Source organism: Alteromonas sp. ABH4_454 (assembly GCF_056311775.1).
In genome coordinates this window covers 1,995,270-2,019,936 of record NZ_CM149972.1, presented here as the reverse complement: position 1 = coordinate 2,019,936, position 24,667 = coordinate 1,995,270, and the positions used below count along the sequence as shown (strand labels likewise).

Here is a 24,667-nt window from a genome sequence, read left to right as displayed (position 1 = left end):
TAAAATATGGAATCACAGCTAAGTAAAAATGATGTTCAGCAGATGCTTCGGATCGCGTCAGGTGCCACGTTAGGGTTTGCTATATCGAAAGCGTTGGATTGGCCTAATCCGATATTTTTCACTTTGTATCCAATTCTATTGCTTGGACTGGTGGCCGTTATAAACGGTCACATTGTTCGACAATTTCTTGCCGCAACCACCTTTCCTGCGGCTACTGTTTTAGTGATCTACGGCTTGTTCGGCAGCCACCCATTGCTGATCACACCGCTAATTGCCGCCACTTTTGCTTTTTTGTTTTGGCAGATGAGTAAAGGTACACTGTATTTATTCGGGGCCTTTTCTCTTGTAGGACTATCGCTGCAACTTCATTTTGCCAGCTACAGTAGTGATGGAATAGATATTTATGCATTGGTCATATCAAACATAGGTGCAACTCTGTTGGCACTGATAATTGCATTGGCCTTGCATATTGTTTTTCCCGATGAAGCGCCGCGCACGCCTTTGCCCAAAGCGACAAAAGATAAAGCGAGTATTCGTCACGAAGTTATCTTATGTACGACAGTCGCCACATTATCCTTTGCTGTGTTTCAAACCTTTGACTTAGTAGATTCGATATCAGCACAAGCTGCGAGCGTCTTGATACTATTTCCACTTTGTTGGAAAGGCGCAACGATGAGTGGATGGCAACGGGCACTGGGTACACTCATTGGTTGTAATCTTGCCCTGCTCGCCCAGTCTCATTTTGCTCAATTATAGTGATACGTTATTTTTTGCTAGCTTTAGCTTGTGGATATTGGTGTTTTTCATTAGCCGCCAACATGTCTTAGGCGGAGGTGGTGCTGGTACTGGCTTCGGTGTGCTAACGACCTTTGGCATTTTGTACGGCCAGTCACTCTCACCTGAGCAGGATATTATTTATAGTGCGCTGTATCGCTTTTCATCGGTAGTGGTTGCCATTGCACTTAGCCTGTGTGTTATTTACGTTGTACATCGCGCTCTCAACGCCTATCAAGTGACACGACATCACACATTTTATTAGCTTCGAGTTCTCTAACGACTTTAATTAGTTATCCACGCTAAAAACGCAACAAGAAATAGGCGATTTACCTATACTTATGTTTTATTTGATGCGTACTAAATTTTTGAAACTATGTGCTATATTGAGTTGTAGATAAAAAAAACCAATAAAACAAGGACGATGAATGCTGCGAATATTGCTCGCATGGCTTGTAATAGCATGCTGTTGCCAGACGGCCAACGCAGCTAATTTCAATAACTCACAAACTATGTTGTCTTTAGATAACGATGTAGTTTTTGCGGTAAGTGACTCAGCAATTATAACCGGCGAAGAAGAGTGGTTGTATAGCGCTGATGTTATTGATAGGTCGCCGTCACAGTATTTGCATTTCAAAGTTCGTATTTACAATCAGTTAGATACACAAGTTCCCGTCTGGTTTTCAATAAGTTTCCCTGCAATGAAAACGTTAGTTGTCACCGATGGCAATTATCAATGGGAAACCGGCGACAGTAAACCTTACAGTACTCGAGCGGTGAATACGCCCAATTATCATTTCCCCTCTGTATTGCAGCCGTCTTCTTATACTGAGTTTACCGGCACTATGTCTGGTGAGATTTTAAGATACAGTTTCTCGGTCGCCACACCTGAGTATTACAGTAACTTGTATATGAAAACCTTGCAGCGGGATATGGCATTTTTCGGCGCAATGGGGCTGCTTACCCTACTTTGTGCATTAGGCTATATTGCTAGCCGTAACTTAGTTTTTTTGAGCTTTGCATCATTTATTTTTGCGACAACATTTTGGTTTTTCCGCGTGTTCGGTTACGCATTTGAACTACTGTGGCCAAATACACCAAGCTTGAATGACATTAGCTATGCCATCAGTATTTATTCGGTATTGATTACTGCCTTTTGGGTATTGTTTCAAACTCTTGCCAGAGACAACCACGAAGTGTACGGGGCAAAGACGGTGAAACGATTCTGCATAGTGTTGCCCTTTATGGGTATTTTACTTTGGCAAACGGTGGGATTAGATATTGCCTTAAAGCTTCCTGTTGTCCTCTTTTTCCCTTATATACTGATAGCGGGTATTGTTATCGTCGTAGAGCACAAGCGGGGCTCTGATAGAGCCAAGTGGCTAGCTGCCGCTATGCTTCCAGTAACATTTAGTACCCTAGTCCTTACTATTATTGCACTTTTTGAGGTCGAGCTTTATTTAGAGCCCATCGCCACTTTTATGTCTGGGCTAGTTATGACATGCCTATTTATGGTTGCACTTACCGCCAGCTATATGGTGAAAGTTGTTCAAAGGGAAAGAGACGCGCAGAAAGAAACTGCACAATTAAAAAGTGAACAGGCATCTAAATTAGAAGCGCTGGTAAAAGAGCGTACCCTTGCGCTCGAACAAACGAATAGCACTCTAGCAGAACTGGCTTCCAAAGATAGTTTAACGGAGTTGCCCAATCGTCGTACGCTGGATATGTTCGTGGACAATACGTTTGATAAAAGCTTACACGATCATGATGCGTTAGCCATTGCGCTAATCGACTTAGATCACTTCAAAAGTATCAACGATACATTTGGGCACGATGTAGGTGACGAAGTACTAAAGGGCATTGCTAACATTCTTGCGCCGCTTAATGATGAGGGACAAGTAGCAGCGCGCTATGGTGGTGAAGAGTTTGCCATTGCAAAGCGCATTACAAAGCCTAATGATAGTCAGTTTAGCGAAGCCGAGGAATTTGCAAAACAATTGGAAATCGTCCACCGTGCCATAAATCAGTTAGCGATTGCATCGATAGATGACAGGAAACTGGGAGCATGTATAGGTTGGACATTATGTAAAGGCTCCGACGATATTGTCGAAGCCTTTAGGCGGGCTGATAAAGCTCTTTACGTAGCCAAAGATAAAGGAAGAAACCTAATCGTTCCGGCTTTATGACACCGTAACCACCGCCTTTCGCTTATCTTCTTTTGAAAATTGCAGCGCCTTGTTCAAATTATCAAATTCGAAAAGATTGGGGATCTCAACCACTAAAGATTGCTCAGCGACTTGCTCAAGTAGCGCCTCTCCGTTTTTCACCAAGCGCTGCCACTGCGATAAATCGCCATAATCATGCAGCGCGCCTAGGGCTATCTCATGATAAGAAATAGTGCGAGTGAAAGGCGCATCAATAGGCTCTTCAATACGACCTAAAATACTTACCACGTGCCCATTAGCTTCGAGAAGCGGCACGAATGACGCCGCATAGTCTGGACCATTTGCATCGAAAAGCGCGTAAAAGGCTTGCCCTTCAGGCTTATTGCGATGAATGGCTTTTACGCCCATCTCAGCAGCTTGCTCTTGAGTAAAGCTACCTGAGATAACATGCACACTAAAACCTGCTTGTGAAAGCATTTGCGCCAGCAATTTGTTAACGGCGCCCATACCGCTGACTAGCACGTCAGCGCCCTTTCTTACCGGTACTTTACTAAACGCTTGCCAGGCAGTAAGCATTGGACATGGCAAGGCAGCGGCCAATGCAAAATCCACACTTTCTGGCACTAGCATTACGCGACTTGCGTACACTTCACTATGGTCGGCAAAGCTTCCGTGTTCACCTAGGCTATGATGGTAAGCCACCCGCTTACCCAAAAGATTGTTATCAACGCCCTCTCCTACAGCAACAACAACACCTGCGCCGTCTACACCAGGAATATGCCCTTTTTCCCAGTCTCGCGGGTTATCATCGATAAATTTCCAGTCAACTGGGTTAATGCCAATAGCATAGTTGCGCACAACAATACGCCCTGCTTCTGGCTCAGAAAATTCCCGTACATCTTGTACCAGTGCAGCGCCGGCCTGATCAAATTGCCAAACGTTAGCTTCCATAAAAGCTCCTTAACACGGTGATTTTTCCAATTAGTCCCACGCAGGTGAGAAATCTGGGTTGGCTTGACGGTCGCCACAATCTAGCGCATCAATTTTCGCTATATCCTCTGCATCTAAGGTAAGTTCAAGCGCTTTGAAATTGGTTTCCAGGTTTTTACGCTTAGTCGACGATGGAATAGTGACTAAACCATGGGCCAGCTTCCCAGGCTACGACTACCTCAGCAGTACTTACACCATATTTATCTGCAATCGCAGTGATAGTCTCGTCTTTTAGCACTTTGCCCACAGCAAACGGCATATACCCTGTAACTGTGATGCCATGCTTCTCGCACGCTGCACGCACTTTTCCATTAGTAAGATAAGGGTGCACCTCTACCTGATTCGTTGCGATAACGCCCTCGCCCAAGATACTCACCGCTTCTTCAATTTGTGCCACGGTAAAGTTAGAAATACCAATTTCTTTTGTCAGGCCTAGCTCCTTAACGCGCAGCAATTCACCTAGGTACTCTTCCATGCTTTCGCCATTTTCCGGTGACGGCCAATGAATAAGTAGCAGGTCAACGTATGACAGTTGAAGCTTTTCCAAACTTTCTTTTACGCTATCCACAAAGCTTGCTTTATTCAGCTTGTCGTTCCATACCTTGGTGGTGACAAAAAGGTCTTCACGTGCAACAAGATTGTTTGCAATAGCGTCTTTAATAGCGCGACCTACCGCTTCTTCATTGCCGTAAATTTGCGCCGTATCAATGTGACGGAAACCCACTTCAAGTGCCATTGTCACGCTGTTATAGGCTTCATCGTCTTTTAAGCGAAACGTGCCTACACCTAGCGAAGGAATTTTAGATTGTGACTGATTTACATTCGGCATGATGCCTCCTTGTTGGTTCCGTTATTTATGAAAGTGAGGTAATACCTTGTCAGCAATGCGCTGCATCGCGTCTTCTACAGGTTGCGTATTACGTCTGAAGTGCAGGCCAATATGATCAACCCCCGCTTCTTTCATTGCATTGAGTTCTTTGATAAGCCCGTTTACACCAGTTTCAACCCCGAATCGGTGGCGTTTTATGGGCGCTTCATCGTCTTCAACCAAATTGAGATGAATAAAACTAACGTACGGCTTGTTGCCAGCGACATTTCGCCATAGTTCTACGCGCTTTGCATGGTCGTTCGGTGTACCTGGATACGCTAGCCAACCGTCCATATTTTCGCCAACCCACTGAGGGTTTTGCTGTGCAAGTCCTGCAACGTACAACGGTTGCGTTGTTGAGCGTGGTAACAGTGACATGCCAGGCTTAAGAGAATTTTCACCGTACTTTACAATCTCTAGTGACTGCCTGAATTGCTCGCCGCGACTGTCAAAATCAACATCGAACAACGGATATTCCACTGGTCTATCCCCACTGGCTACACCGAGTATAAGGCGGTCGTTACTTAGCTGCTGCACCGTTGCTGCCGCCTTTTTAACAAGCCATGGCTGCCTAAGAGGTAAAACAACAGCGGCTGTGCCTAATAGAATATTGTCTGTGATACCTGCTAAATAGCCCAAGTAAGTGAAGGTTTCGAAAACCTGAGCCGCGTCACCAAAGCTAGGGTCGTAAACTGGTACATCTCGTACCCACGCTGCTTTAAACCCCAGCTTGTCAGCTAGCTGAATACGGCTGTGATGCTCGGTCATATCAGGTACGCCAAACGGCGTACCTTTTGTGGCGTCGAAATGTGCCCAGTCGTTATCTAACGGAAGCTCTACACCTACAGAGAACGTATGTTGTGCAAGCTTATCAAAGGTATTTGTCGTCATTGTGACCTCCCTACGCGCTCGTTGTATTATTCGCCGTATTCGCAGTATTGAGTGCGCGCTTGTCTAAATAGCCGCTGTAGCGAGTAACAACCAAAGCTGAGACAGAAATAAGCGCACCAATCCATGCGGTATCTGATAGCTCCATGCCATCGACAATTGCGCCACCTAAGATGGAACCCACTGCTATGCCAATGTTAAATGCCGCAATATTTAAACCTGATGCCACATCGACGGCATTAGGGGTAAACTTCTCTGCTAATTGAACAACGTAAACCTGTAGCCCTGGCACATTGCCAAAGGCAAATGCCCCCCACACTAAAACAGTAATCACTGCGGCAACTTTACTGCCCATGGTAAATGTCAGCGCAAACAAGATGACTGCAAGGGCTGAAAAGATGATTGTTAGCGCACGGATTGGGCCTTTTTTGTCAGCAAGCTTGCCGCCATAAATATTGCCTACCGCGACAGATACACCGTAAACCAACATAATTAAGCTAATGGCTGAGGGCGCAAAACCCGCCTCTTCCTGCAATATAGGGGCGAGGTAGGTGAATGCCGTAAACGTGCCGCCATACCCCAAAATCGTCATTAGATACACTAATACCAGACGAGGCTGAACCAACACTTTCATTTGTTCACCCAAGGTGGCAGGCTTACTTTGTTTAAGATTGCTCGGTACCAACAACGCACTACCAATTAGCGCAAGTGTGCCAAGTGCGGAAACCACAAGGAAAGTTGCTCTCCAACCGAAATTTTGACCAATCCAAGTCCCTAAGGGCACACCGGTCACAAGAGCTACGGTTAAACCAGTAAACATAATGGCAATAGCACTGGCCTCTTTTTCTTTCGCCACAAGCCCAGTAGCAATAGTGGACCCTATGGAGAAGAACACTCCGTGCGCTAGGCCTGTCAATATGCGAGCTAAAATTAAGCTCTCGTAGCTAGGCGCTTGCCAAGCGAGAATATTACCAGCCACAAATAGCGCCATTAAGCTAAGCAGAACATGCTTTCTATTCCACTTTCCCGTAAGGGCGGTAAGAACCGGTGCGCCAACGGCAACACCAACGGCGTACAAGCTTACCAGTAAGCCTGCGCTCGGTAACGTAACACCAAGATCAGTAGCAATGGTGGGGACAAGCCCCACTATCACGAACTCTGTTGTGCCAATAGCAAACGCACTTAACGTTAACGCAAATAATGCAATAGGCATTTCAATTATCCTCAAAAAGTAATTAACGAGATGGCTTGATTAACAACGCCACCATTGGCTTCTAGAACGAACAACTACACCGTTTTTTGAAAGCCATTAATAAAGTGCGTACAGTTTGACGATAAATTTATTTGCAAAAAACAGCACTAATGACAAAATACTTTTGCGGTATTTGAAAATATAAGGTGTGTAATGCCAGTCTCATCAAAAACTGAAGATTTAGAAGCCTTCCTAACCGTTGTGGATACAGGTAGTTTTTCCAGTGCTGCAAATTTGCTTAATCAGCAGGTTGCGAAAGTCAGCAGAGCGGTTACCCGCCTTGAAGATAGCTTAGATGTAACCCTATTGAATCGCACTACCAGACGGCTAGAGCTAACAGAAGAAGGTGAGCTTTTTCTGCAATATGCCAGAGACGGGCTAAATATATTGGAAAAAGGTGAAGAGGCACTTCGGCTGTTGAAGCGTACCCCGTCTGGAAAACTTCGGGTTGATGCTGCGAGCCCGTTTGTACTCCACCAGTTAGCGCCGTTAGTGGGTGAATTTCGAGAAGCATTTCCTGACATAACGCTTGATATCACCAGTCACGATAGCATTATCGACTTGTTAGAACACAAAACCGACATCGCAATACGTATTGGTGATTTAAGCGACTCTAACTTGCATGCTAGACGTCTAGGAAAAAGTAAACTACATATTGTGGCAAGTCCACAGTATCTTGAAAAATATCCCATATCTGAAAACGATGATGGAATTAGCACGCTAAACAAACACAAACTGATTGGCTTTAGCGACTCACCAAGTCTAAATAAATGGCCACTTAAGCAAGATATCAACTTGCAATACAGCCTTCATGCGTCAAGCGGTGAAACCATTCGACAACTATGCATTGCAGGGCAAGGTATCGCGTTACTTTCCCACTTTATGGTTCATAAGGATATTAGCGAGGGCACGCTTGTCGATTTGTTTAGCGAGGATATTGTGAGTCCAAATCGCAGAGAATCAGTGCAAGCGGTGTACTACAAAAATAGCGCCGTATCGTCTCGTATCTCTGCGTTTTTAGACTTTATCCAACCTCGCTTAACGCTTTAAACAGAGATTACTTTGTGCGTCCTTTGCCTAGTATTTTCTTAAGCATACTTGGTGAAAGGCCGTTTACGATTAGCGCTGCAATCATCAATATTGCGCCGGCCATAACCATAGGCAGCAGCGTTTCTTTAAGTAATATCACAGAACTTACATAGCCCACAATCGGGGTAAGTGTACTAATAAGAACGATTTTATCTGGCGGTAATTTAGGTCCAGCCGCAACCATAAGGCCAAAACCAAGACCCGTTGCCACAGGGCCAATGTAGGCAAGTAACAGCCAGTCAATTAGATCGTAGGCCCCAAAATTTGGCGTTGGCTCTACTATCAGAGCAATAGCAAGCATGGCGAAACCAGCAATGGTGAATTGCCAGAATACCGCCTCAATAACGCTACCTTTCCATTTATGAAAAGACACTCGACGAATAGCGATCGCCCACAATGCAGACGCTAACAGCATCCCAAACAGGGGTAGCCATGCGCCTGGCTCTCCCGAAGCAAATAAAATCATTGCACAGCCAATAGTAGATATACCGGTAAGGATTAATCGCTTAGAAGGCGGGCGTTGCCGATACCATAATGTATCGATAAGCAGCATCCAGAGAGGGGTGGTATAAATAAGAATACTGGCCGTGCCCGCGGGGATAAACTGCAGGGAGACAGTAATAAGCCCCATAGATAGGATAAACTGGAAAAACGCAACGACAAAAACTACCGAGCGATCTTTACGATTGAGCACCGGTAAACGTTTTTTGGTGATAAGTACAAACAGCGCAAGTACGGGAAGGCTTAACAAGAAGCGTAAGCACACCATCCACACAGGGCCAACGATCTCTAGCCCTAGTTTCATACCTGGCCAGTTAAGTCCTAAGCACAACACCGCAACCAAAAGCATTTTAATACCTTTTGATTGCTCTTTTTCCGCCACCGATAATGAAGACATGCGTTTTTAAAAATCCAATTACACGAAATGCGTTAAGAAAAGTTTCTACCGCCGAGTAAGCTGAATGTAGGCGGAGAATTTTAAGGGCGCAAATATAAGTGAAATGGCGGTGAATTGAAACCTAGCCTGCCGTGCAATAACGTTATTTTGTCGACCATATGGTCAACTTTTTAAAAACCCGTGGAAACTTTGCTATACGGGTCTTTCGCCGCAACGTAAAAATATGATTTACAGGTACAAGGCAATGGAGAGTAGCTTACGCTCTCCATTCTCTATTTTACTGACACTGTGCATGTATTTGTCGGGTCGAAAGAAGTAGATTCGATTGAATAAATTAAAAATCACTTTCTCCGCCCAAAACTGGCCACCCAGCTCAGGCTTTTTTAGCACTACGTTAAATTTAAAATAACGCCCGCTTCCCATAGGGTCGTTATGTTCTAACACACGATGTCCCTCTTTATAGGTAACCACATTTATGGCAAAACGTTTTGACGAAACTATTGCCTTGTTGAGCACTTTGGCCATGCTAATTTCACCTTGGATGGCGAGAACATGGTGCAATTTAAACACGCAGGGCTAAGTGCTGGGAAGCATATGCTGAGTTCGGATAGTGCTTTAATATACATGAAACGCATATGCCTAACGGTGGAGCCGCAGACTAGATTAGGTTTGAGTTCGTCCACTTCATGATTTTAGCGTTTTCTTTTTGTGCGATATTTCCATTGATACCGCTTTTGTCGTTATCGCTGCTTTCTACGGTGTAATAGTTTTTACGAGTTTCGATATGTTCAAAACCTGAACTCTCGTACAGAGAAATAGCCGTGTAGTTACTTTCACGAACTTCCAGCCAGATTTCTCCCATGCCATTTTTCACCGACATTTCAACGACAAAATCAACTAAAGCCCGCCCTACTCCTTTACCTCTAGCGTTTTTATCTACAGCTATATCCATTAGCGTTGCTTCATCAACAACTTCAAGCATAATGGCATAGCCGATTACCTCGTCACCTTCAAAGGCAAACACTCCGTAATAGGGTTTAGTAAAGCAATCCGCAAAGGTGCTTAACTTCCAAGGTGCGACTTGCGAGTGCTGATGGATAACATGTGCACTTTCAATATGCTTATCAAAGCTTTCAGGTGTTACGATGACTAACTTCATAGGTTTAGACTATTGGGGTGCAACGGAAGCGTTGTTTAACGCTTTACCCGCGCTGACGAGCTGTGCCCATAACGCCCGTTTCTGCGTGGCGGTGAGTTTAAGCGGTGTGGCTGGCAATATAATGGCAGTTTCAGTTACTGATAGCGTACGCCCAATCATTATGGTGCTAGCCCAATGTGACGGAATACCTAACTGAACACAGGCTAGCTGCAAGTCTTTAAGCCATTGCTGAGACTTCGCTCTATGCTCAGCACTTAACGGAATACCTTCTGGCGATAAAGGTCCTTTAGCTTCGCTTTGCGCGACTTCTGATTGATTAGCGACATTTTGCTCAGCTGCCTCATTTGATGGCGCGTAACGAGTGGGCGTTTTGGCTGTGACAGCATCTTTAGGCTTAGGTTTGTCTTTTGCACTACTGCCTACATTTGCCCTTAATTGGGCAAGACGTGACTGTTTTTCTTCTTGTGAGATTGGCGTTGATGGCGGCTTATGTTCCTGACCGTTTTGGCTAAAAGATGTTTGCGGCGATGTACTAGCAGCCGCGCCATGCATTGGTGCTGAGGCGTTGTCTTCTTTTAAGCCTTCCTGCTTTTTCATCTTCGCATGGGCGTCTTTAGTGATCCACACTGGGATCCCCATTTCCTGTAATACCGCCTGCTGATATGAAGTAAGAGACATTGCGTAAAAGACCTAAAGTAAATAAACCGTTGTTTGCCCAAGTTTACTAAAGTTGCTGAGCTGAATGAATAACTATCGCATTCTTTTACCTAAAGTGCGCTATGCCGTATGCACACAAAGAATAATAAATACTACCCATCAGCCAGAGAGGCATTGGAATCTTTTACTTTACAAGCATTACGACTTAAAGCATTAGCTAACGCTTAGGCTATTGAGTATTTAAACTCACGTGGCAAAACACTAATAGTAAGCACTATGAATAAAAACTATGAAAAATAGGCTTGTAGAAAAAACGAGATAAGTAGTTTACAAAGAAGTTTGTTTATTTGAACTGAATCGTTCACAAGAAGAAAAAGTGGCAGGGGTGGAGGGACTCGAACCCCCAACCATCGGTTTTGGAGACCGCTGTTCTACCAATTCGAACTACACCCCTAGCGCGCTGTGCATTATACGGATGACATTAAAAAGGTAAAGCCTTTTTATCACTACCATGCACTGCATGCTTAATTAACACGCAATACGCTGTTTTTTCAATCGAATAACGTCAAATATGCCTGTTTAAGCTGACCATTGAACTAGCCTTACGCAAAGGCAAGCCTAAAGCGCTTCACGCTTTGCGTTTAATTACTTTTATTCGCATTGAGCGCAGCAAACCACAGGTCGTTTGTTATATGGACAATGTCAGAATGTAACTCAAACTTACCCAATGCATCGCCTTCGTCGATATTCATAGCTTTTGCGTAGTGAGCAACTAATTCTTCGCTTTCATTCTTGTTAAGTTTATTGATAAGGCAGCAGCTTGCTAAATCGAAGTAACGATTTCCCATTGCGGCATACTCCCAATCAATAACTTTTATCGAGTTGTTGGTACCAAGCAATAGGTGATTAATCAACAAGTCGTTGTGGCACAACACGCAGTCTTCATCGTCTTGCTCACTATTAATTACGTTGTTTTGAAATGCTCGCGCCCTCAAGTAAAGGTCACTGCTCGTGTCAAGCTTTGCAACATCACAATAATGCTGCCATCTCGCAACTAGATTTAGTGGCCTTGCGGTAATAGACAACGAATGAATGCGCACTAGGGTTTCAGCCAACGTTAGTAAAGGGGGTTTAGTTGAAGAAAGCCCTGCGCTTGCTCTATGACTTTCCCACTGTTCTACCCAGATTGTTTCATCATCGCTTAACCAAATTGGTTGCGGCGCTATCCCAACTTCATATAATTGTTGCTGTAAAGCAAACTGATGTCTGCGTTCCACACCACTGAAACCATCATCGCCCAGCCACTTAACGGCTAAATCAATGGGGACATATTCAAGCTTTTGATGAACGGTTATTTGACGGTTGCTTTCACTTAAACTTGATAGGCTATTTGCTGGGTCTTGAACGCGATAAACACGGTTTACCGCGCCAGCAGGATGTACCGAAACATTTGCACTGTCGCTGAGATTAAGCGCCTTTTGCAGCGTGGCTAGGATATCCAACCTGTTCACCTTGTTTCTTATATTGAATAAGCCATTGATAGTATCCAAATACAGCAAAGCCTACGTAACCTAGGAACAGGCAGGCAGACAATGCATAGCCCACTTGCAGGTATAAATATGCCGAAGCTAAATTTATGAAAAACCAGTAAACCCAATTTTGCAGTATCTTATGGGCCACCATAAATGTGGTAACCACACTCAATAAGTTGATACTCGCATCTAATAGTAGGTACTCACTATTGAACTGTGAGCTTGCCACTTCAGACAGAGCCCAAGCGAGCAGTAACATACTCGGCACAATGAGCAAATGAACCCACAGCGGCCAATGAAGTACTGGCTTTACCTCGCCATCTTCCGCCCCTTTAGACCACTGATAATAACCGTATCCCGCCATTACCATGTAAAAGAAATTAAGCGCAGACTGAAATGGCAACGTCACCTGCCAAAATAACCAGGTGTAAATTGCGGTACTTACAAAGGCGCACAGCCAACACCAAGCTGTTCTGTTTCGCAGCTAACAACACATAGGCAACAGCGAGGACAACCGCTACCCACTCTAGCAGTGAAGTAGCGGCAATTTGAGAAGTGAACTCAGAAAAGAAGTTAGCCATTAAGATGACTTTCTAGATTGCATGGCATCAAAATTTAAAAACTTAGCAACGAAAATAGCCTGCCCCACTTCTTCGTGAGTTCTCTGCATTTCATCGCCGAGTACTTTCATAACAACACCATAGTCACCTGTAACCTGCGTGCTGGTAGAACATGTTGTCACCGTGATATCGCTATAGCTATTTAACCTATCGATAAAATCTTGAATAGGTGGAATATATTCGTTAACCAAAGGGTACAACGACAGTTCAACCATAACTTGCATGTCTGTTTCCTTTTATTTTAAAACGCGTATTTAACAGTGATACCAAACTGGCGGCTGTTACCTATTTGGTAATATGGTTCATTAAACGCATACTCATCGCGAGGGTCATTGCTGAAACCACCAAACCCTCGAGTGTAATACTCGCGGTCAAATGCATTTTGAACCCACAGTGAGGTCTGCCAATCACCGTGCAACACAACAATTTCAGAATTAACCAGTGTTGTGCTTGGCGCGGTTACATCATGGCCGTCAGAAAAACGGTATTCGCTTTTATAGTCTATATCTACGCGCCATAGCATGGTGTCTGTAAGTGCGTACTCACTGTAAATGTTTGCGGTCCACTTTGGTGACTGAGCCTGTCTTTGCTCAGATACTTCAGTACCGTCTGCTAGTGTATATCCTTCAAATGTAGCGCTTAGGTAACCAACGCTTGCATCTAACTGCCATGCATCGCTTGCAAACCAACTCAGTTCTAGCTCGGCCCCTTTGTTTGTACCCAAATCAGCATTATCGATAATATCTACAAAACCTGCCGTGCCGTCATCGCGAGTGATAACGTCAAAATCACTTACCTGCGTATCTGTTCTATCCATGTAGAAAATTGCAGCGCGAGCAACAAGAGCAGGCGTAAGCAGCGGGCCTTTTACACCCACTTCATAGTTCCAGTTGTATTCTTCATCAAAGAAACGTTGATTATCGTTTACTCGGCTGTCGGGATTAAAGCCTGCGCCTTTAAAACCGCGTGAAATGCTGCCGTAGTAGAAGTGATCACCCTGCGTATACTGAAGCGCTACTTTTCCGCCAACCATGGTGGTGTCAAACGCGCGTGTAAGTTGGTTGTTATCAGCGTAATCGAAGTCATAGTTTTCTACTCTCATTCCGGCTACAAGCACTAAGTTGTCCTTCAAACGGCTTTCCGTCTGAGCATAGATAGCAGTAGTCGTTGGGGTATATTCACTGGCAAAGTCACTATCAAGGTATGTGTACTGACGCAGTAATTTTTCTTCTGTGTTTTTATAAAATACGCCTACCGTCCAATCTGTCATTCCATCGAAAAGCGCAGCACTGTCTGATGACACAAAACGCAACTCACCGGTTTGGGTTTCGACATCTCGGTAGTACGCATCAAAAGACGTATAACCCCAAGGGTGAAAATCAGTGAATGTCCAGTCTTCATCGTAGCCATAAGCAATATTATGAGAAGCATGAGTGGCAATAAGTATGAAGTCGCCCGCGGCTGTACTGGTTGTTGAACGTGCGCTTACTGCATGCGTTTGGTGTTCGTCAAAGCCTGGCTCATCAGACAGTGTTTTGTTATCGTTATCGAGCGAAAATGCATCGTAGCCGTTGTCAATATCATACCAGCGGTAGGTAAGTGCAAGCGTGGTTCGTTCGTCTACGCTGCCTTCAACGGCAAAGCGCAATGCGCTCTCATCGATATTGTTAGTGTCGCTTCTATCTAGAAAGGTGTTTTCTACAAAGCCATCGCTACGGTTATGCACAAGTGCAACGCGATATCCCCAATCGGAATTGATATCGTCGCCCGTTGCCCCTTCAATACGGTAGCTCTCTTTGTTACCAATACGGGCTTCTACGTAGTCTGGCGCGTCGCTACCTACGTTATTACTAGAAAGCTTAACCGCACCAGCGAGTGCGCCTGTGCCGTAAAGCGTAGCCTGAGGTCCGCGATAGACTTCTAGTTGCTTTGTATCAAAAATGATACCTGCTGCAGCAAGGCCTGAAAAATCAAATTCATCGACAATAAAGCTTACGGAAGGGTTGATTGGTTCAGCGAACTGGCTACGCTCACCAATACCTCGAATTTGCACAAAGCGACCACGAGAAGCACCCGCTGCAAAATTAACGTTTGGAATACTGTTTAACACACTGTCGATGTGACTTGGCTGCCTGCTGCGAAGACGCTCTTGATCTAAAATCGTCGCGCTAGCACTTAGCTGGTCAAGTGTAGTTTGTCGAAAGTCACCAGATACGACGACTCGTTCAATATCAGAAGGCGTGTTTTTTGACGTGTTGTTTGCTGCAGATTCTTGCGCAAAGGCAGCAACAGAACTTGCTAGCAATGATAGTGTGAAAAGTGTTTTATACATGGGATCTCTTGTTCTTATTTAAGAAAAAAGATCCGGGTCTAACGGCAGGTGATAAGGCTATGCTGTGAACCATCCCTACGCCGGTATTATCCGGATCAGGTGTAAGGGTTCCCACGTGTGTGGATCTCAGACCGTAAACGGACACCCCTTGGTATAGTGTTGGGCTACGCAAATAGCAACCTCAACGTATGCGACGGAGTCTACCAGTTAGATACACGCCGTCAAGCAGATAAGACATCAAGCTAAGGTTATAATTTTTATATGATATAAGGTATTGAAAGCCCGAGGCTATTCAGTGTCAATATTCATATTAAGACGACGTACTTCATCGTCAGTCTGTGCTTTTAACCCTTCTAGCGTTTTGCCGTGAGCCGTTGGTTGGCGAGTATCTGGGTCAACCTTTACGAATACAATGTCATCTGCAAAGCAGATAGTTTTCTTAGTGGCCTTGTTGCGCACTAGACAACTTACGGTAATAGATGACCGGCCTACGGCTTTGGTTTCCAGACCAAACTCTACAATATCACCTTGCATCGCTGGTGATTCAAAACTAATTTCGCCAATATGCTTAGTCACTAAACAATTGGTCTCTAACTGACAGATTGCCCAAATGGCAGCCTCTTCGTCTATCCATTCTAACGCGCGGCCACCGAATAAAGAATTGGCGTAATTAAGATCATTTGGCATAACTAAACGTCGAGAAAGAAAGCGCATTCGAATTCCTCACAATAAATCGCTACTATAGCGTTAGATTATACCGAAAAAACTGATTCATGGCGCTAAATCAATTACGCGAATGGCTTCTTGCCCCCTATAGTAAAAAAAGCTGCGACAATGGCTGCGAAAACAGCTCACTCTTATCAGACGTAACTTACCCACTTCACCGAAGAATGCTGGTAATTTCTGGTCATGATACGCTCTGTGAAGCCGCACTATCCATTATTCAAACTTTAGCTGATGACACTTCCACTTTGAGCGTAGCGACCTTTACTAGTGCAGAGCTAAAAGGAAAGAGACGGAAAAAAGTGCTTGGCAGCGAGTACGATATTGCGACATTGGATTGTAGGGATTCTTTTAAGCCTGGTGATGCAATGGCAGTGGCAGGCATAGTAAAACACCACGGGTGTTTAATACTTATCTGTCCTGAGTTGAAACATTGGAGCAGCAATGCTTCAGTTTCTTTTCTTTCAGAAGGCTTTACACTCGCCCATAGCCGATACCTGGCACGCTTTATTGACTGCCTGCATGCCGAAACTGGAATAGCAATACTTACTGAATCCACAGCTAGACTACCGGATTTAGCAACCTATCGAGTAGAGAAGCTTTCCTTAGATAATGCCTATAGAGGTTCGCTATTTCGTTCCAAAGAACAAGAAAGCGCATACGGCCGTTTGTACCAGTCTTACTCGTTAAATAAGTTGAACGCCTTGATCACTGCTCCGAGGGGGAGAGGTAAATCTTCTTTGTTAGGTATATTTATTGACAGCTTAGTGAGGAAGGGTAAAAACGTGTTACTTACCAGCGAGCAGCGTGAAAACGTTGCTAACGTAATGTCTCATCTTCACCACTTTGATGACAGCAAGAAAACAGGCAGTCCGTTTTATCAACCCGACTATGTGAATCAAGAGCACCAAGCGGTTGAAAACGGAAGAAGGTTCCTAGGCTCTGTAAAATGGGTACCGCCTGACAGCGAACTGCTATACAACAAAAACCATACAGCGTATGACCTTGTTGTGGTTGATGAAGCCGCCTCAATGCCCCTGCCAGTCGTAAACCGAATAATAGCAGCAAACCCTCAGTGGATTTTTAGCACCACGCTGCAAGGCTATGAGGGTTCAGGAAACGGGTTTATTCATAAACTCCTTCCTAACTTGCCTAACGACAGCATTCATTTAACCCTGTCGACCCCCCTGCGATGGTTTGAGAACGATCCTGTTGAAGCATTCTTTGACAGCGCATGTTTATTTGAGGGCAGCTCTGCCGACGATAACATCACAGGTATTGAGTCAGAAGACAGCCTTGAATTAATAGAGAGATGCAAATTCTGTATAAGTTCTTTTGAAAACTTAAACGAAAGCACGCTTCAGCAAATTATGTCCCTGCTTGCACTGGCGCACTACCAAACCACGCCAGACGATTTTATGCGTTTACTGGATAGTCCTGACGTAATGGTTGCCACACTGAAGTTGGGCACACTTGTGTTAGCAGCCGCGATTATAAATATTGAAGGTGGGACTAGATTAACCCATGTATCAACCGGTATTGCTTCGGGACAGCGCCGTCCTAAAGGCCATTTAGCCGCGCAAAGGCTTACCCTGCTTTCTAGTACTCCTAAAGCTGCCACGTATAATTATTGGAGAATTAACCGTATTGCTGTACATCCGAAACTTCAGGGGAGAGGCTTAGGTAGTTATGTAGTTAATAAAGTCGTTAACGCAGCCCGTGAACAGTCCATAGATGCAACTTGCACGTCCTACGGGACCACATTGAAGCTAGATAACTTTTGGACTCAAAATGGTTTTGACATAGTTGATTATGGCCGAAAGCCTAACAAGGCCAGTGGTGAGACGAGCGCGTTAGCTGTGCTGCCCCTTTCCCCTAAAACAACTGAACTTGTAGCTAACCTTATGTCATTAAAAGCAAGTTTTGACGCCGCCAATGTGCATGAACTTTCCAAAACCGTGACCGAAATCTATATAGCAAAGCTGAGTCATTTTATTCAGGGTACAAGAACGTTAGAAGATGTTTGGCCAATTTTGCATAAGTTGTCGAAAGAAGCGCAATCTGACGCTCTGTTTAAAGCGCAAAGTAATGCCCGAGATTGCCGCAATATGCCTAGAATAACTGGGGATACGCAGGAAAAGTTAGACCTACTGATAGAGGTGGTAAATGCAAAAAGCTACCTAACAACCCTATTCAGCAATTCGTTCATAGATATAAAGCGAATCGAGGGTGTTTTTATAAATAATGGCATTAACGTAAATGGGTTGAAAGAAGCTACCTCATTAATAAGAACTGAGTTGCGCCCTGCTTTTGAACATTTAAAGTAAAAACACTAGGCCTAACTATTAGTTTTTACAGGCGTGTTTTTTACTATCCTGTAGCCTTTTACCTTAACTCTCGTCTTACTTATCTTTTAAACACTACAAATTACTAGGCAAAAAAAAGCCTCCCGAGGGAGGCTTTTGGCTAAATCCGAATATTAGATATTAATACCGCGGTTTTTAGCTTTTTCCTTGATGTAAGGTTCCCACGCTGCCGCGTTACGGCGTAGCGAGCGATCTTTCTTAGCTTCTTGTACATGCTTGTATGCAGATCTAAAGTTGCCCGCGTAGAAATTCGCTTCCATAAGTGTGAAGTGAATCTTCTCAGGGTTTTCAGCGCCACGCTCTAGAGCATTCTCTAGTGCTTTGATAGCGCCTTTATAGTCTTCTGCTACAAGTAAAAGCGTACCTTGTTTACGATAATGCTCAGGGTCTGAACTCTTAGCCGCAGCTTGTGCATACAAGTTTGCCGCTGTTTTAAAGTTTTTAGCCTGATGATATGCATTAGCAATGTTTGCAATCATATCAGCATCGTTCTTCAACAAGCCTTCTTTCATGTGCTTTTCAAGAAGCTTAGCAGCCTTATAAGGCATACCGTTACTTTGATAAAGCTGAGCAAGCGTTTTGATTTCTGAATCTTTTTCTAGATAACCCTGCATGTATGCAAGTTCTAGCGTTGAAAGACCCTTTTTGTAGTCTTCAACCAAGATATAGAAAAAGCCAAGACGCGACCACCAAGTCTTTTCCTGAGGGAAAGTACTAACAAGATCTTCCGCTACAGAAACCGTTTCAGGGTACATCTTACGCTCGTAGTAAGAAGTTAGCTTAAGAACATAAGGGTTCTTGTTTGGCTCTTCATACAAAGCAATTGCCTTGTCTGCTGGCTCAATCATTTTAGCTAACTGCTTAGACTCAAAATAAGCTTGCGCTAGGCGAGTGTACACATCAGCATCTTCCTTACAGGTAAATTCCATCCACTTGTTATACCATTTGATGGCATCAGTGTACTTCTCTTCCTGCATGCTCAAATCACCTATCAGTTTAAGTGTTTGAGAGTGCTCTGTGTCGTTAAGTACTTTTGGCTCAACAGAGTCGACCAAATAGTTTAACGCCTTAACGCCCTGACCTTCTTGTGAAGCCAATAAGTTACCGATGAAACGTTTAACGTAAGCTTTATCAAAATCGTCTGAAGGGTCGATTTCATAAAGTACATTTAACGCTTCGGTAAGCTGGTCTTCATTATAGAATTCAAAAGCTTTTTGAACTTTCTTACCGGTACGCTCACCTACTAGCGTTGTTTTGCCCTTTTCATATCCAGGGCAAACAACAGGTGCCGACTGCGCTAGAGCAGCGGGTGCTGAAAGCACCGCACCTGCGCCTAGCACTAAAGCAACGGCTGACATTTTGAATGTACGTTTCATCATGATCATTGCTCCAGTTTAAAGTCTAGCTGTACGAACATGCCTGTCTGTCTAACTGGCTTGCCATCAACGATCTTAGGCTTGTATTTCCACTTACGTAGAGCACGACGTGCTTCACGGTCGAATACGCGCTTAGGTTCAGCTTCGATAACTTCGATATCTTCAACACCACCAACTTCGTTGATAGTGAAAGACAGTCTTACCCAACCTTCACGGCCATCACGGGCTGCATCAGGTGGATATTTCGGGTCGATACGAACGATAGGTGTAGCTTCACCGTCACGTTGCATTGCACCAACACCACCGATGTTTACACCAACACCACCTGTGTCGATAGCTGGAATAGCTAAGCTAAAGCCATCTGCATCAGGTTCCGCTGTTTCCGGCTCTACTTGCTCCATTTTAGGAGGCTGTGGAGGCGGAGGCGGTGGTGGTGGTGGAACACGAGTACGCGTTTGCGTCTGGTCGTCTGGTTCCTGCATTACAATATCGATAACCGGTGCAGGCGGAACTTCGTCTGCTGGTCTAGATGAGTTTTCAATCAACTTAGCCATTAGAACGAAAAGGGCAAATGCAACACCAGCACCTAAAAGTATAGATACAATTATACGTAACATCTTATCCCCTTGCCGCTACCGAGACTCGGTTAACGCCAGCGGCTTTAACCTGATCCATAATCTCAACTACTAAACCATGCTTTGCTTTAACGTCAGCTTGAATGATTACGTAGTCAGTTGGCTGCTCGGTAAGCAGTCTTTCAATATTCGCTCTTACGCTGTCCGGCGCTACTTCACGCTTATCTAGCCATACATTTCCGTCTTCAGTTACGGCGATGAAAATGTTTGCATTTTTGTGAAGAATCGCCTGGCTCGCATCTGGCTTGTTGACTTCGATCCCTGCTTCTTTAACGAAAACAGTGGTAACGATAAAGAAGATCAGCATGATAAACACGATATCCAACATGGGCGTCATGTCGATCTGTGCATCTTCTTCCTCGGTTCTGACTTTTCGAGCCATAATCTCTCTCTCTAATGATGTGGCAGGCTATCAACTAGCCCTTCTCTTGCCAGCTTCACTTTCGCTTCAAGACGCGAACTGATGAACAGTCCAGATAGCGCGGCTACCATTCCCGCCATTGTCGGGATAGTCGCCATAGAGATACCAGCCGCCATTAGACGTGCGTTGCTGGTGCCCTGTGTTGCCATTGTCTCGAAAACACTGATCATACCGGTTACTGTTCCAAGTAGACCGATTAGTGGACACATTGCAATAATGGTTCTGATAATCAGCATTCTAGCGTTTAGATCGTCTGACGCTTGAGAAATCCACGCGTCACGGATTCTATGCGCATACCATGATGTGGTATCTGCTCGGGCATCCCAATTCGCGATGATGTTTTTCTTCACCTTTGGGAAGACCGAGGTTAAATACCAGTAACGCTCAATCATTAAAACCCACATGAGAAAGAGCGCGGCAGCAACGAAGTAAAGTACGTCACCGCCGGTAGCGATAAAGTCCCTGACCGATTCGAATAATCCAATCAGGTAATTCATATTACGCTTTCTCCGACTCTGAGTGAGCAGCTACGATACCCGCAGTTTGCTCATCAAGAATGTGGATGATTGACTTGCTACGAGAAGCTACGATGCTGTGAGTAAGGATTAGAGGCAGAGCCGCGATAATACCTTGAGCAGTAGTTACAAGAGCCATTGAGATACTTCCTGCCATCATACGTGGGTCACCAGTACCGAATAGTGTGATAGTTTGGAACGTCTCGATCATACCTAGTACTGTACCTAGTAGACCTAGTAGAGGAGCAATCGCTGCGAAAATCTTGATTACGTTGATGCCGCTTTCAATTTTAGGAAGCTCGCGAAGAATCGCTTCATCAAGTTTAAGTTCAAGGTTTTCTGCATCAGCAGTTTTGTTCTCTTGGTAAACTTTAAGAATACGACCTAGAGGGTTACCTTCAGATGGGCTGTTCACGTTTTTAAGCTGTGAACGCATTTTACCACCAGTGATGGTAAGCGTGATCATCTTATAAAGACCAATTAGTAGACCAACAGCTAGCATTAGCGTAATTGTGTAACCTACTGGACCACCCGCGTGATAACGCTCAGACATTGTCGCTTTTTGCTTCAATAGACCAAGGATACCGCCTTGAGAAGGGTCAGCGTAGAAAGGTGTGAAACCTGAAGTCGCGTCGATTAGATCTTCAGCAGACGCTACGAAATGACCGTCTGGTTGACGACCTAGAGGCTGAACAACTTCAGACTCGGCGTCGTATGCTAAGTAACCATCTTCACCAACAAGGTTGAAAGTACCGATACGAACAACTTCTTGCTGTGAAGAACCGCCGTCTAGGTTAACTACTTCAGTAGTAAACTTAACAACTTCACCACCTTCAGTCATTTCTTTTTGAAGTGCGAACCATAGGTCTTCTAGTTCTTTAATGTTAGGAAGACCTTTAGAGTCTTCTGACATTTCCGCTAGGAACTGGCTGCGGCCAGGGAACTGTGCACTAACGATTGATGTAGAGATACGACCGTAAGCTTCAGAAGATGCTTGACGTACCACACCAAACATTTCGCCAAGTGTACCAGTAGCTTGGTCAAGCTCAGCGGCTTTTTCGTTTAGTGCTACTTCGTTGTCTGAGAATTGCTTCTGTAGACGATCGCCACGGTCTTGCTCAGCTTTAAGGTTTGCTTGAGCTTTGCGTAGAAGCGCTTGCTTATCAGCACGTGCTGATTGGAACTCAGCTTCACGCTTTTTGTCTAGACGAGCTTCAGAAACACGGTTCTGTTGAACCTGGTCTAAAAGATCTTTCAGGCTCTTTGCTTCCTGAGCTTGCGCTCCGGTTGCCGCAACTGCAACTGTCGCAGCGGCTAAAAGAGATTTGAATACTGGTTTCATTAACAATTACTCCGCTGCGCTAATTGGTAGTTTAACAAGAGCCGCAGGAATGGTGCCGTTAGCCATTTTTACTGCGTCAATAGTTGAAGAAAGGTACTCATCACCTAGCTTCTCCCAAGTGCGGCTTTCATTGTTCCAAACCCATGCGTGCGTTTGGTCAAGAGAAAGAGCTAGTAAAGCTGTACGACCTAGGTTAAAGAAGTCAACAGTTACTTCAGTACCCGCATCATCGATAGTACCTTGGTAAGAATTGATCTTAGTGCCGTACTCAACTTCTACTAGGTAAGCTTCTAGTACCTGACGGAACTGCTCAGAAACAGTAACGTTAGAGTTAGCCATTAGGTCACGAAGACGCTCAACGCGCTGCAGACGCTCTTCCAAACGAATTGGACGGTCTAGCTTGATGAACTGCTCTAAGCTGTCAATCATACGGAACATAAGAGGAACGATGCCCTGCTTAGTTTGTTCGATGCTGTCGATTTGACGCTGTAGAGAGTCGATTCCACGCTGCTGGTCTGCAACAAGGCTAGCGATGTAATCGTTGTAGATTTTAAGGTTTTCTGTCTCATCTACTGTTTGACGATACTCAACAAGTAGTTCTTGAGACTGTTCAAACAACGTGTTGATTTTTTCTTGAGATTTCGCTGCAGCCGCGTGGATTTTCGCTTCTTCTTTATGAAGATCTTCAAGCGTATCTGCAGAGACTGCACTACCTGTTAGTGCGAAAGCACCCATAACAGTAGAAGCAATAAGAGTTCTCTTGCTCATTTTGGACATAGTTCCCAACCAAATTTCTTATTTGAATCCTCGCCGATAAGGAAAATATTCGGGCAAGGGGCGTATAAAACTTTCACAATTTTGTTTCAGGAATGTAGCTCTGACATTAATAGTCAGTACTACGAACGTGTTATATTCACATGGATTGCTCGGTAGAGTCAAGCTAGCAAAGTACTTGCAGCCGAGAAGTGGAGATTAATTGTTCACTCAGCGTCCAATTAATCACCTTTTATGCAATCTGTTTGTTAATAAATTAACCTGAAGGACATAATACACATTAACATGCACAGCTAGCGGTTAAAAATACAACAAGTTACTGTCTTTTTATAGCACTAATAACTGTGCCTATTAAACCTCTTTTATCGGATATGTCTGAAACACTTATATCAACAAAATCGTTACACATTAATTTACTTTTGAGTAACGTAATTTCTTCGGAATCGCTCGCAGCGTCGATTAAATCCGATAATCTTACACCATGAGATGCTAATTCTTTATCGTACTCGACAAAAATCTTCTCTTTTTGTGCAATTGAAACTTTCGGATTTAAAACCGTCTTTAAAAGCTTCGGGAAATTTGTATCGTACAATGCTTGTTTATATTCACTGACGAGTTTTCCCACTTTTTCATTTAACTCCAACCGAATAGCTTCTTTATCCTCACTTGGCTTAGAAGATTCGTTTAACGCAGCCACTAATCGCTTTAGTGCCTCTAAAGGGCTACCCTTTTCTTGAAGTGTTTGTATAACTTTAAGAATTTGAAAATTTGGCGCAACAATAGCACTTTCTTTTCGGTGAACCACTACTCTTAATTTCCCACCCGGCCGTAATACCCGACTTACCTCATTTAATGTAAGATCCAAATTGCTGTATTCGATACCAAACTGGGAAACGACAGCTGTCACTTCATTATCTGAAAATGGGAGCGACTCAATATTTTGTTCTTGCAGGAAGGTGACATTAGGGTGTTTAAGACTATCGCCTATTTTTAAGGTCGCGTAGTCAACACCTACATAGTTGGATTCGCGGAAATTACCTATATTTACGGCAAGATCGATAAGCGCGCCATTGCCTGTTGCAAGGTCTACGACTCTACCACCTTGAACGTTTGTCTCATCAAAAAACCTCAGCCATTGTTCAGCAAGCTCGCCTTCATAATTTCGACTTGTTGAATCGGCAAACGAGTTAACGTGACCTTGCTGCCAGTATTCACTCCAATAACTACTCATGAGAAGTACTCTTTAATCATATTAAAGACAGGATAAAGCTAATTTTCTTCCACCAAAATA

At 44.2% G+C, this 24,667-nt stretch carries 21 protein-coding genes, 1 tRNA gene, 3 pseudogenes and 1 riboswitch; of the genes and pseudogenes, 4 read left to right on the top strand and 21 right to left on the bottom strand.

Annotated elements, in window-relative coordinates; all coding sequences use genetic code 11:
* The first annotated feature begins 6 nt into the window (after positions 1-6).
* Together ACYX4W_RS08810 and ACYX4W_RS08805 are read left to right on the top strand one after the other, a co-directional pair.
* A pseudogene (locus tag ACYX4W_RS08810) lies at positions 7-1,039 on the top strand (DUF2955 domain-containing protein).
* Between the two features lie 163 nt (positions 1,040-1,202).
* Complete coding sequence (locus tag ACYX4W_RS08805; protein WP_476075303.1) at positions 1,203-2,960, top strand: diguanylate cyclase; 1,758 nt, start codon at positions 1,203-1,205, stop codon at positions 2,958-2,960.
* Here ACYX4W_RS08805 and ACYX4W_RS08800 read toward each other — a convergent pair.
* From ACYX4W_RS08800 to ACYX4W_RS08785, 4 genes and pseudogenes are all read right to left on the bottom strand, one after another.
* Entirely contained in the window at positions 2,955-3,890 is a 936-nt protein-coding gene (locus ACYX4W_RS08800; RefSeq protein ID WP_476075302.1) for an alcohol dehydrogenase catalytic domain-containing protein, read from the bottom strand. The two genes, ACYX4W_RS08805 and ACYX4W_RS08800, sit on opposite strands and share 6 nt — an antisense overlap.
* Before the next feature lie 30 nt (positions 3,891-3,920).
* Positions 3,921-4,758 (bottom strand): annotated as a pseudogene (dkgB, locus tag ACYX4W_RS08795) (2,5-didehydrogluconate reductase DkgB).
* A gap of 21 nt (positions 4,759-4,779) precedes the next feature.
* Positions 4,780-5,688, bottom strand: a complete 909-nt coding sequence (locus tag ACYX4W_RS08790; protein WP_476075301.1) for a TIGR03571 family LLM class oxidoreductase — start codon at positions 5,686-5,688, stop codon at positions 4,780-4,782.
* A gap of 10 nt (positions 5,689-5,698) precedes the next feature.
* Complete coding sequence (locus ACYX4W_RS08785) at positions 5,699-6,898, bottom strand: MFS transporter (RefSeq protein WP_476054694.1); 1,200 nt, start codon at positions 6,896-6,898, stop codon at positions 5,699-5,701.
* Between the two features lie 192 nt (positions 6,899-7,090).
* Here ACYX4W_RS08785 and ACYX4W_RS08780 point away from each other — a divergent pair, with 192 nt between their 5' ends.
* Positions 7,091-7,987 carry a LysR family transcriptional regulator gene (locus ACYX4W_RS08780; RefSeq protein WP_476075300.1) on the top strand — a complete coding sequence of 299 codons (897 nt, stop codon included), beginning with the start codon at positions 7,091-7,093 and terminating at the stop codon, positions 7,985-7,987.
* Between the two features lie 7 nt (positions 7,988-7,994).
* Here ACYX4W_RS08780 and ACYX4W_RS08775 read toward each other — a convergent pair whose 3' ends face one another.
* The 10 genes and pseudogenes from ACYX4W_RS08775 to ACYX4W_RS08730 form a co-directional block, all read right to left on the bottom strand.
* Positions 7,995-8,924, bottom strand: a complete 930-nt coding sequence (locus ACYX4W_RS08775) for a DMT family transporter (RefSeq protein WP_476075299.1) — start codon at positions 8,922-8,924, stop codon at positions 7,995-7,997.
* A gap of 228 nt (positions 8,925-9,152) precedes the next feature.
* Positions 9,153-9,449 carry a 2OG-Fe(II) oxygenase gene (locus ACYX4W_RS08770; protein ID WP_476075298.1) on the bottom strand — a complete coding sequence of 99 codons (297 nt, stop codon included), beginning with the start codon at positions 9,447-9,449 and terminating at the stop codon, positions 9,153-9,155.
* A 133-nt stretch (positions 9,450-9,582) separates the two neighbouring features.
* Positions 9,583-10,083 carry a ribosomal protein S18-alanine N-acetyltransferase gene (gene rimI / locus ACYX4W_RS08765; protein WP_476075297.1) on the bottom strand — a complete coding sequence of 167 codons (501 nt, stop codon included), beginning with the start codon at positions 10,081-10,083 and terminating at the stop codon, positions 9,583-9,585.
* A 9-nt stretch (positions 10,084-10,092) separates the two neighbouring features.
* Positions 10,093-10,761, bottom strand: a complete 669-nt coding sequence (locus tag ACYX4W_RS08760) for an alanine acetyltransferase (protein WP_476075296.1) — start codon at positions 10,759-10,761, stop codon at positions 10,093-10,095.
* Between the two features lie 356 nt (positions 10,762-11,117).
* Positions 11,118-11,194, bottom strand: a tRNA-Trp gene (locus ACYX4W_RS08755).
* A gap of 187 nt (positions 11,195-11,381) precedes the next feature.
* Positions 11,382-12,242: a phosphotransferase gene (locus ACYX4W_RS08750; RefSeq protein ID WP_476075295.1), complete on the bottom strand. Its 861-nt coding sequence runs from the start codon at positions 12,240-12,242 to the stop codon at positions 11,382-11,384.
* Positions 12,208-12,853 (bottom strand): annotated as a pseudogene (gene pnuC, locus ACYX4W_RS08745) (nicotinamide riboside transporter PnuC). The gene ACYX4W_RS08750 and the pseudogene pnuC overlap by 35 nt, the downstream one beginning before the upstream one ends.
* Positions 12,853-13,116 carry a hypothetical protein gene (locus ACYX4W_RS08740; protein WP_476075294.1) on the bottom strand — a complete coding sequence of 88 codons (264 nt, stop codon included), beginning with the start codon at positions 13,114-13,116 and terminating at the stop codon, positions 12,853-12,855. The pseudogene pnuC and the gene ACYX4W_RS08740 overlap by 1 nt, the downstream one beginning before the upstream one ends.
* A gap of 17 nt (positions 13,117-13,133) precedes the next feature.
* A complete protein-coding gene (locus ACYX4W_RS08735; protein WP_476075293.1) occupies positions 13,134-15,224 on the bottom strand; it encodes a TonB-dependent receptor in 2,091 nt (696 codons plus the stop codon).
* Positions 15,225-15,279: 55 nt separating this feature from the next.
* Positions 15,280-15,383: riboswitch (TPP riboswitch) on the bottom strand.
* Between the two features lie 129 nt (positions 15,384-15,512).
* Entirely contained in the window at positions 15,513-15,938 is a 426-nt protein-coding gene (locus ACYX4W_RS08730) for an acyl-CoA thioesterase (RefSeq protein ID WP_474854129.1), read from the bottom strand.
* Between the two features lie 59 nt (positions 15,939-15,997).
* On the opposite strand from ACYX4W_RS08730, the gene ACYX4W_RS08725 reads away from it, so the two are divergent.
* Positions 15,998-18,274 carry a GNAT family N-acetyltransferase gene (locus ACYX4W_RS08725; RefSeq protein ID WP_476075292.1) on the top strand — a complete coding sequence of 759 codons (2,277 nt, stop codon included), beginning with the start codon at positions 15,998-16,000 and terminating at the stop codon, positions 18,272-18,274.
* A 152-nt stretch (positions 18,275-18,426) separates the two neighbouring features.
* On the opposite strand, the gene ACYX4W_RS08720 is transcribed toward ACYX4W_RS08725, so the two are convergent.
* The 7 genes from ACYX4W_RS08720 to ACYX4W_RS08690 form a co-directional block, all read right to left on the bottom strand.
* Positions 18,427-19,692 carry a tetratricopeptide repeat protein gene (locus tag ACYX4W_RS08720; RefSeq protein WP_474854126.1) on the bottom strand — a complete coding sequence of 422 codons (1,266 nt, stop codon included), beginning with the start codon at positions 19,690-19,692 and terminating at the stop codon, positions 18,427-18,429.
* A 2-nt stretch (positions 19,693-19,694) separates the two neighbouring features.
* On the bottom strand, positions 19,695-20,306 hold the full coding sequence (locus tag ACYX4W_RS08715; RefSeq protein ID WP_474808114.1) for an energy transducer TonB: 612 nt from the start codon (positions 20,304-20,306) through the stop codon (positions 19,695-19,697).
* Between the two features lies 1 nt (position 20,307).
* On the bottom strand, positions 20,308-20,706 hold the full coding sequence (locus ACYX4W_RS08710; RefSeq protein WP_012517737.1) for an ExbD/TolR family protein: 399 nt from the start codon (positions 20,704-20,706) through the stop codon (positions 20,308-20,310).
* Positions 20,707-20,717: 11 nt separating this feature from the next.
* Complete coding sequence (locus ACYX4W_RS08705) at positions 20,718-21,242, bottom strand: MotA/TolQ/ExbB proton channel family protein (protein WP_012517736.1); 525 nt, start codon at positions 21,240-21,242, stop codon at positions 20,718-20,720.
* A 1-nt stretch (position 21,243) separates the two neighbouring features.
* Complete coding sequence (locus tag ACYX4W_RS08700) at positions 21,244-22,602, bottom strand: MotA/TolQ/ExbB proton channel family protein (protein WP_474808117.1); 1,359 nt, start codon at positions 22,600-22,602, stop codon at positions 21,244-21,246.
* Between the two features lie 6 nt (positions 22,603-22,608).
* Entirely contained in the window at positions 22,609-23,370 is a 762-nt protein-coding gene (locus tag ACYX4W_RS08695) for a DUF3450 domain-containing protein (protein ID WP_118489934.1), read from the bottom strand.
* A 322-nt stretch (positions 23,371-23,692) separates the two neighbouring features.
* Positions 23,693-24,607: a class I SAM-dependent methyltransferase gene (locus ACYX4W_RS08690; protein WP_476075291.1), complete on the bottom strand. Its 915-nt coding sequence runs from the start codon at positions 24,605-24,607 to the stop codon at positions 23,693-23,695.
* Between the last annotated feature and the right edge of the window lie 60 nt (positions 24,608-24,667).

Excerpts from the sequence above, each read along its gene's own strand:
- ACYX4W_RS08780 (WP_476075300.1), top strand. The coding sequence starts at position 7,091 with ATGCCAGTCTCATCAAAAACTGAAGATTTAGAAGCCTTCCTAACCGTT.
- ACYX4W_RS08695 (WP_118489934.1), bottom strand. The coding sequence starts at position 23,370 with ATGAGCAAGAGAACTCTTATTGCTTCTACTGTTATGGGTGCTTTCGCA.
- ACYX4W_RS08775 (WP_476075299.1), bottom strand. The coding sequence starts at position 8,924 with ATGTCTTCATTATCGGTGGCGGAAAAAGAGCAATCAAAAGGTATTAAA.
- ACYX4W_RS08800 (WP_476075302.1), bottom strand. The coding sequence starts at position 3,890 with ATGGAAGCTAACGTTTGGCAATTTGATCAGGCCGGCGCTGCACTGGTA.
- ACYX4W_RS08730 (WP_474854129.1), bottom strand. The coding sequence starts at position 15,938 with ATGCGCTTTCTTTCTCGACGTTTAGTTATGCCAAATGATCTTAATTAC.
- ACYX4W_RS08725 (WP_476075292.1), top strand. The coding sequence starts at position 15,998 with ATGGCGCTAAATCAATTACGCGAATGGCTTCTTGCCCCCTATAGTAAA.
- ACYX4W_RS08715 (WP_474808114.1), bottom strand. The coding sequence starts at position 20,306 with ATGTTACGTATAATTGTATCTATACTTTTAGGTGCTGGTGTTGCATTT.
- ACYX4W_RS08740 (WP_476075294.1), bottom strand. The coding sequence starts at position 13,116 with ATGCAAGTTATGGTTGAACTGTCGTTGTACCCTTTGGTTAACGAATAT.
- ACYX4W_RS08805 (WP_476075303.1), top strand. The coding sequence starts at position 1,203 with ATGCTGCGAATATTGCTCGCATGGCTTGTAATAGCATGCTGTTGCCAG.
- ACYX4W_RS08770 (WP_476075298.1), bottom strand. The coding sequence starts at position 9,449 with ATGGCCAAAGTGCTCAACAAGGCAATAGTTTCGTCAAAACGTTTTGCC.
- ACYX4W_RS08720 (WP_474854126.1), bottom strand. The coding sequence starts at position 19,692 with ATGATGAAACGTACATTCAAAATGTCAGCCGTTGCTTTAGTGCTAGGC.
- ACYX4W_RS08790 (WP_476075301.1), bottom strand. The coding sequence starts at position 5,688 with ATGACGACAAATACCTTTGATAAGCTTGCACAACATACGTTCTCTGTA.
- ACYX4W_RS08705 (WP_012517736.1), bottom strand. The coding sequence starts at position 21,242 with ATGAATTACCTGATTGGATTATTCGAATCGGTCAGGGACTTTATCGCT.
- rimI (WP_476075297.1), bottom strand. The coding sequence starts at position 10,083 with ATGAAGTTAGTCATCGTAACACCTGAAAGCTTTGATAAGCATATTGAA.
- ACYX4W_RS08710 (WP_012517737.1), bottom strand. The coding sequence starts at position 20,706 with ATGGCTCGAAAAGTCAGAACCGAGGAAGAAGATGCACAGATCGACATG.
- ACYX4W_RS08700 (WP_474808117.1), bottom strand. The coding sequence starts at position 22,602 with ATGAAACCAGTATTCAAATCTCTTTTAGCCGCTGCGACAGTTGCAGTT.
- ACYX4W_RS08735 (WP_476075293.1), bottom strand. The coding sequence starts at position 15,224 with ATGTATAAAACACTTTTCACACTATCATTGCTAGCAAGTTCTGTTGCT.
- ACYX4W_RS08760 (WP_476075296.1), bottom strand. The coding sequence starts at position 10,761 with ATGTCTCTTACTTCATATCAGCAGGCGGTATTACAGGAAATGGGGATC.
- ACYX4W_RS08690 (WP_476075291.1), bottom strand. The coding sequence starts at position 24,607 with ATGAGTAGTTATTGGAGTGAATACTGGCAGCAAGGTCACGTTAACTCG.
- ACYX4W_RS08785 (WP_476054694.1), bottom strand. The coding sequence starts at position 6,898 with ATGCCTATTGCATTATTTGCGTTAACGTTAAGTGCGTTTGCTATTGGC.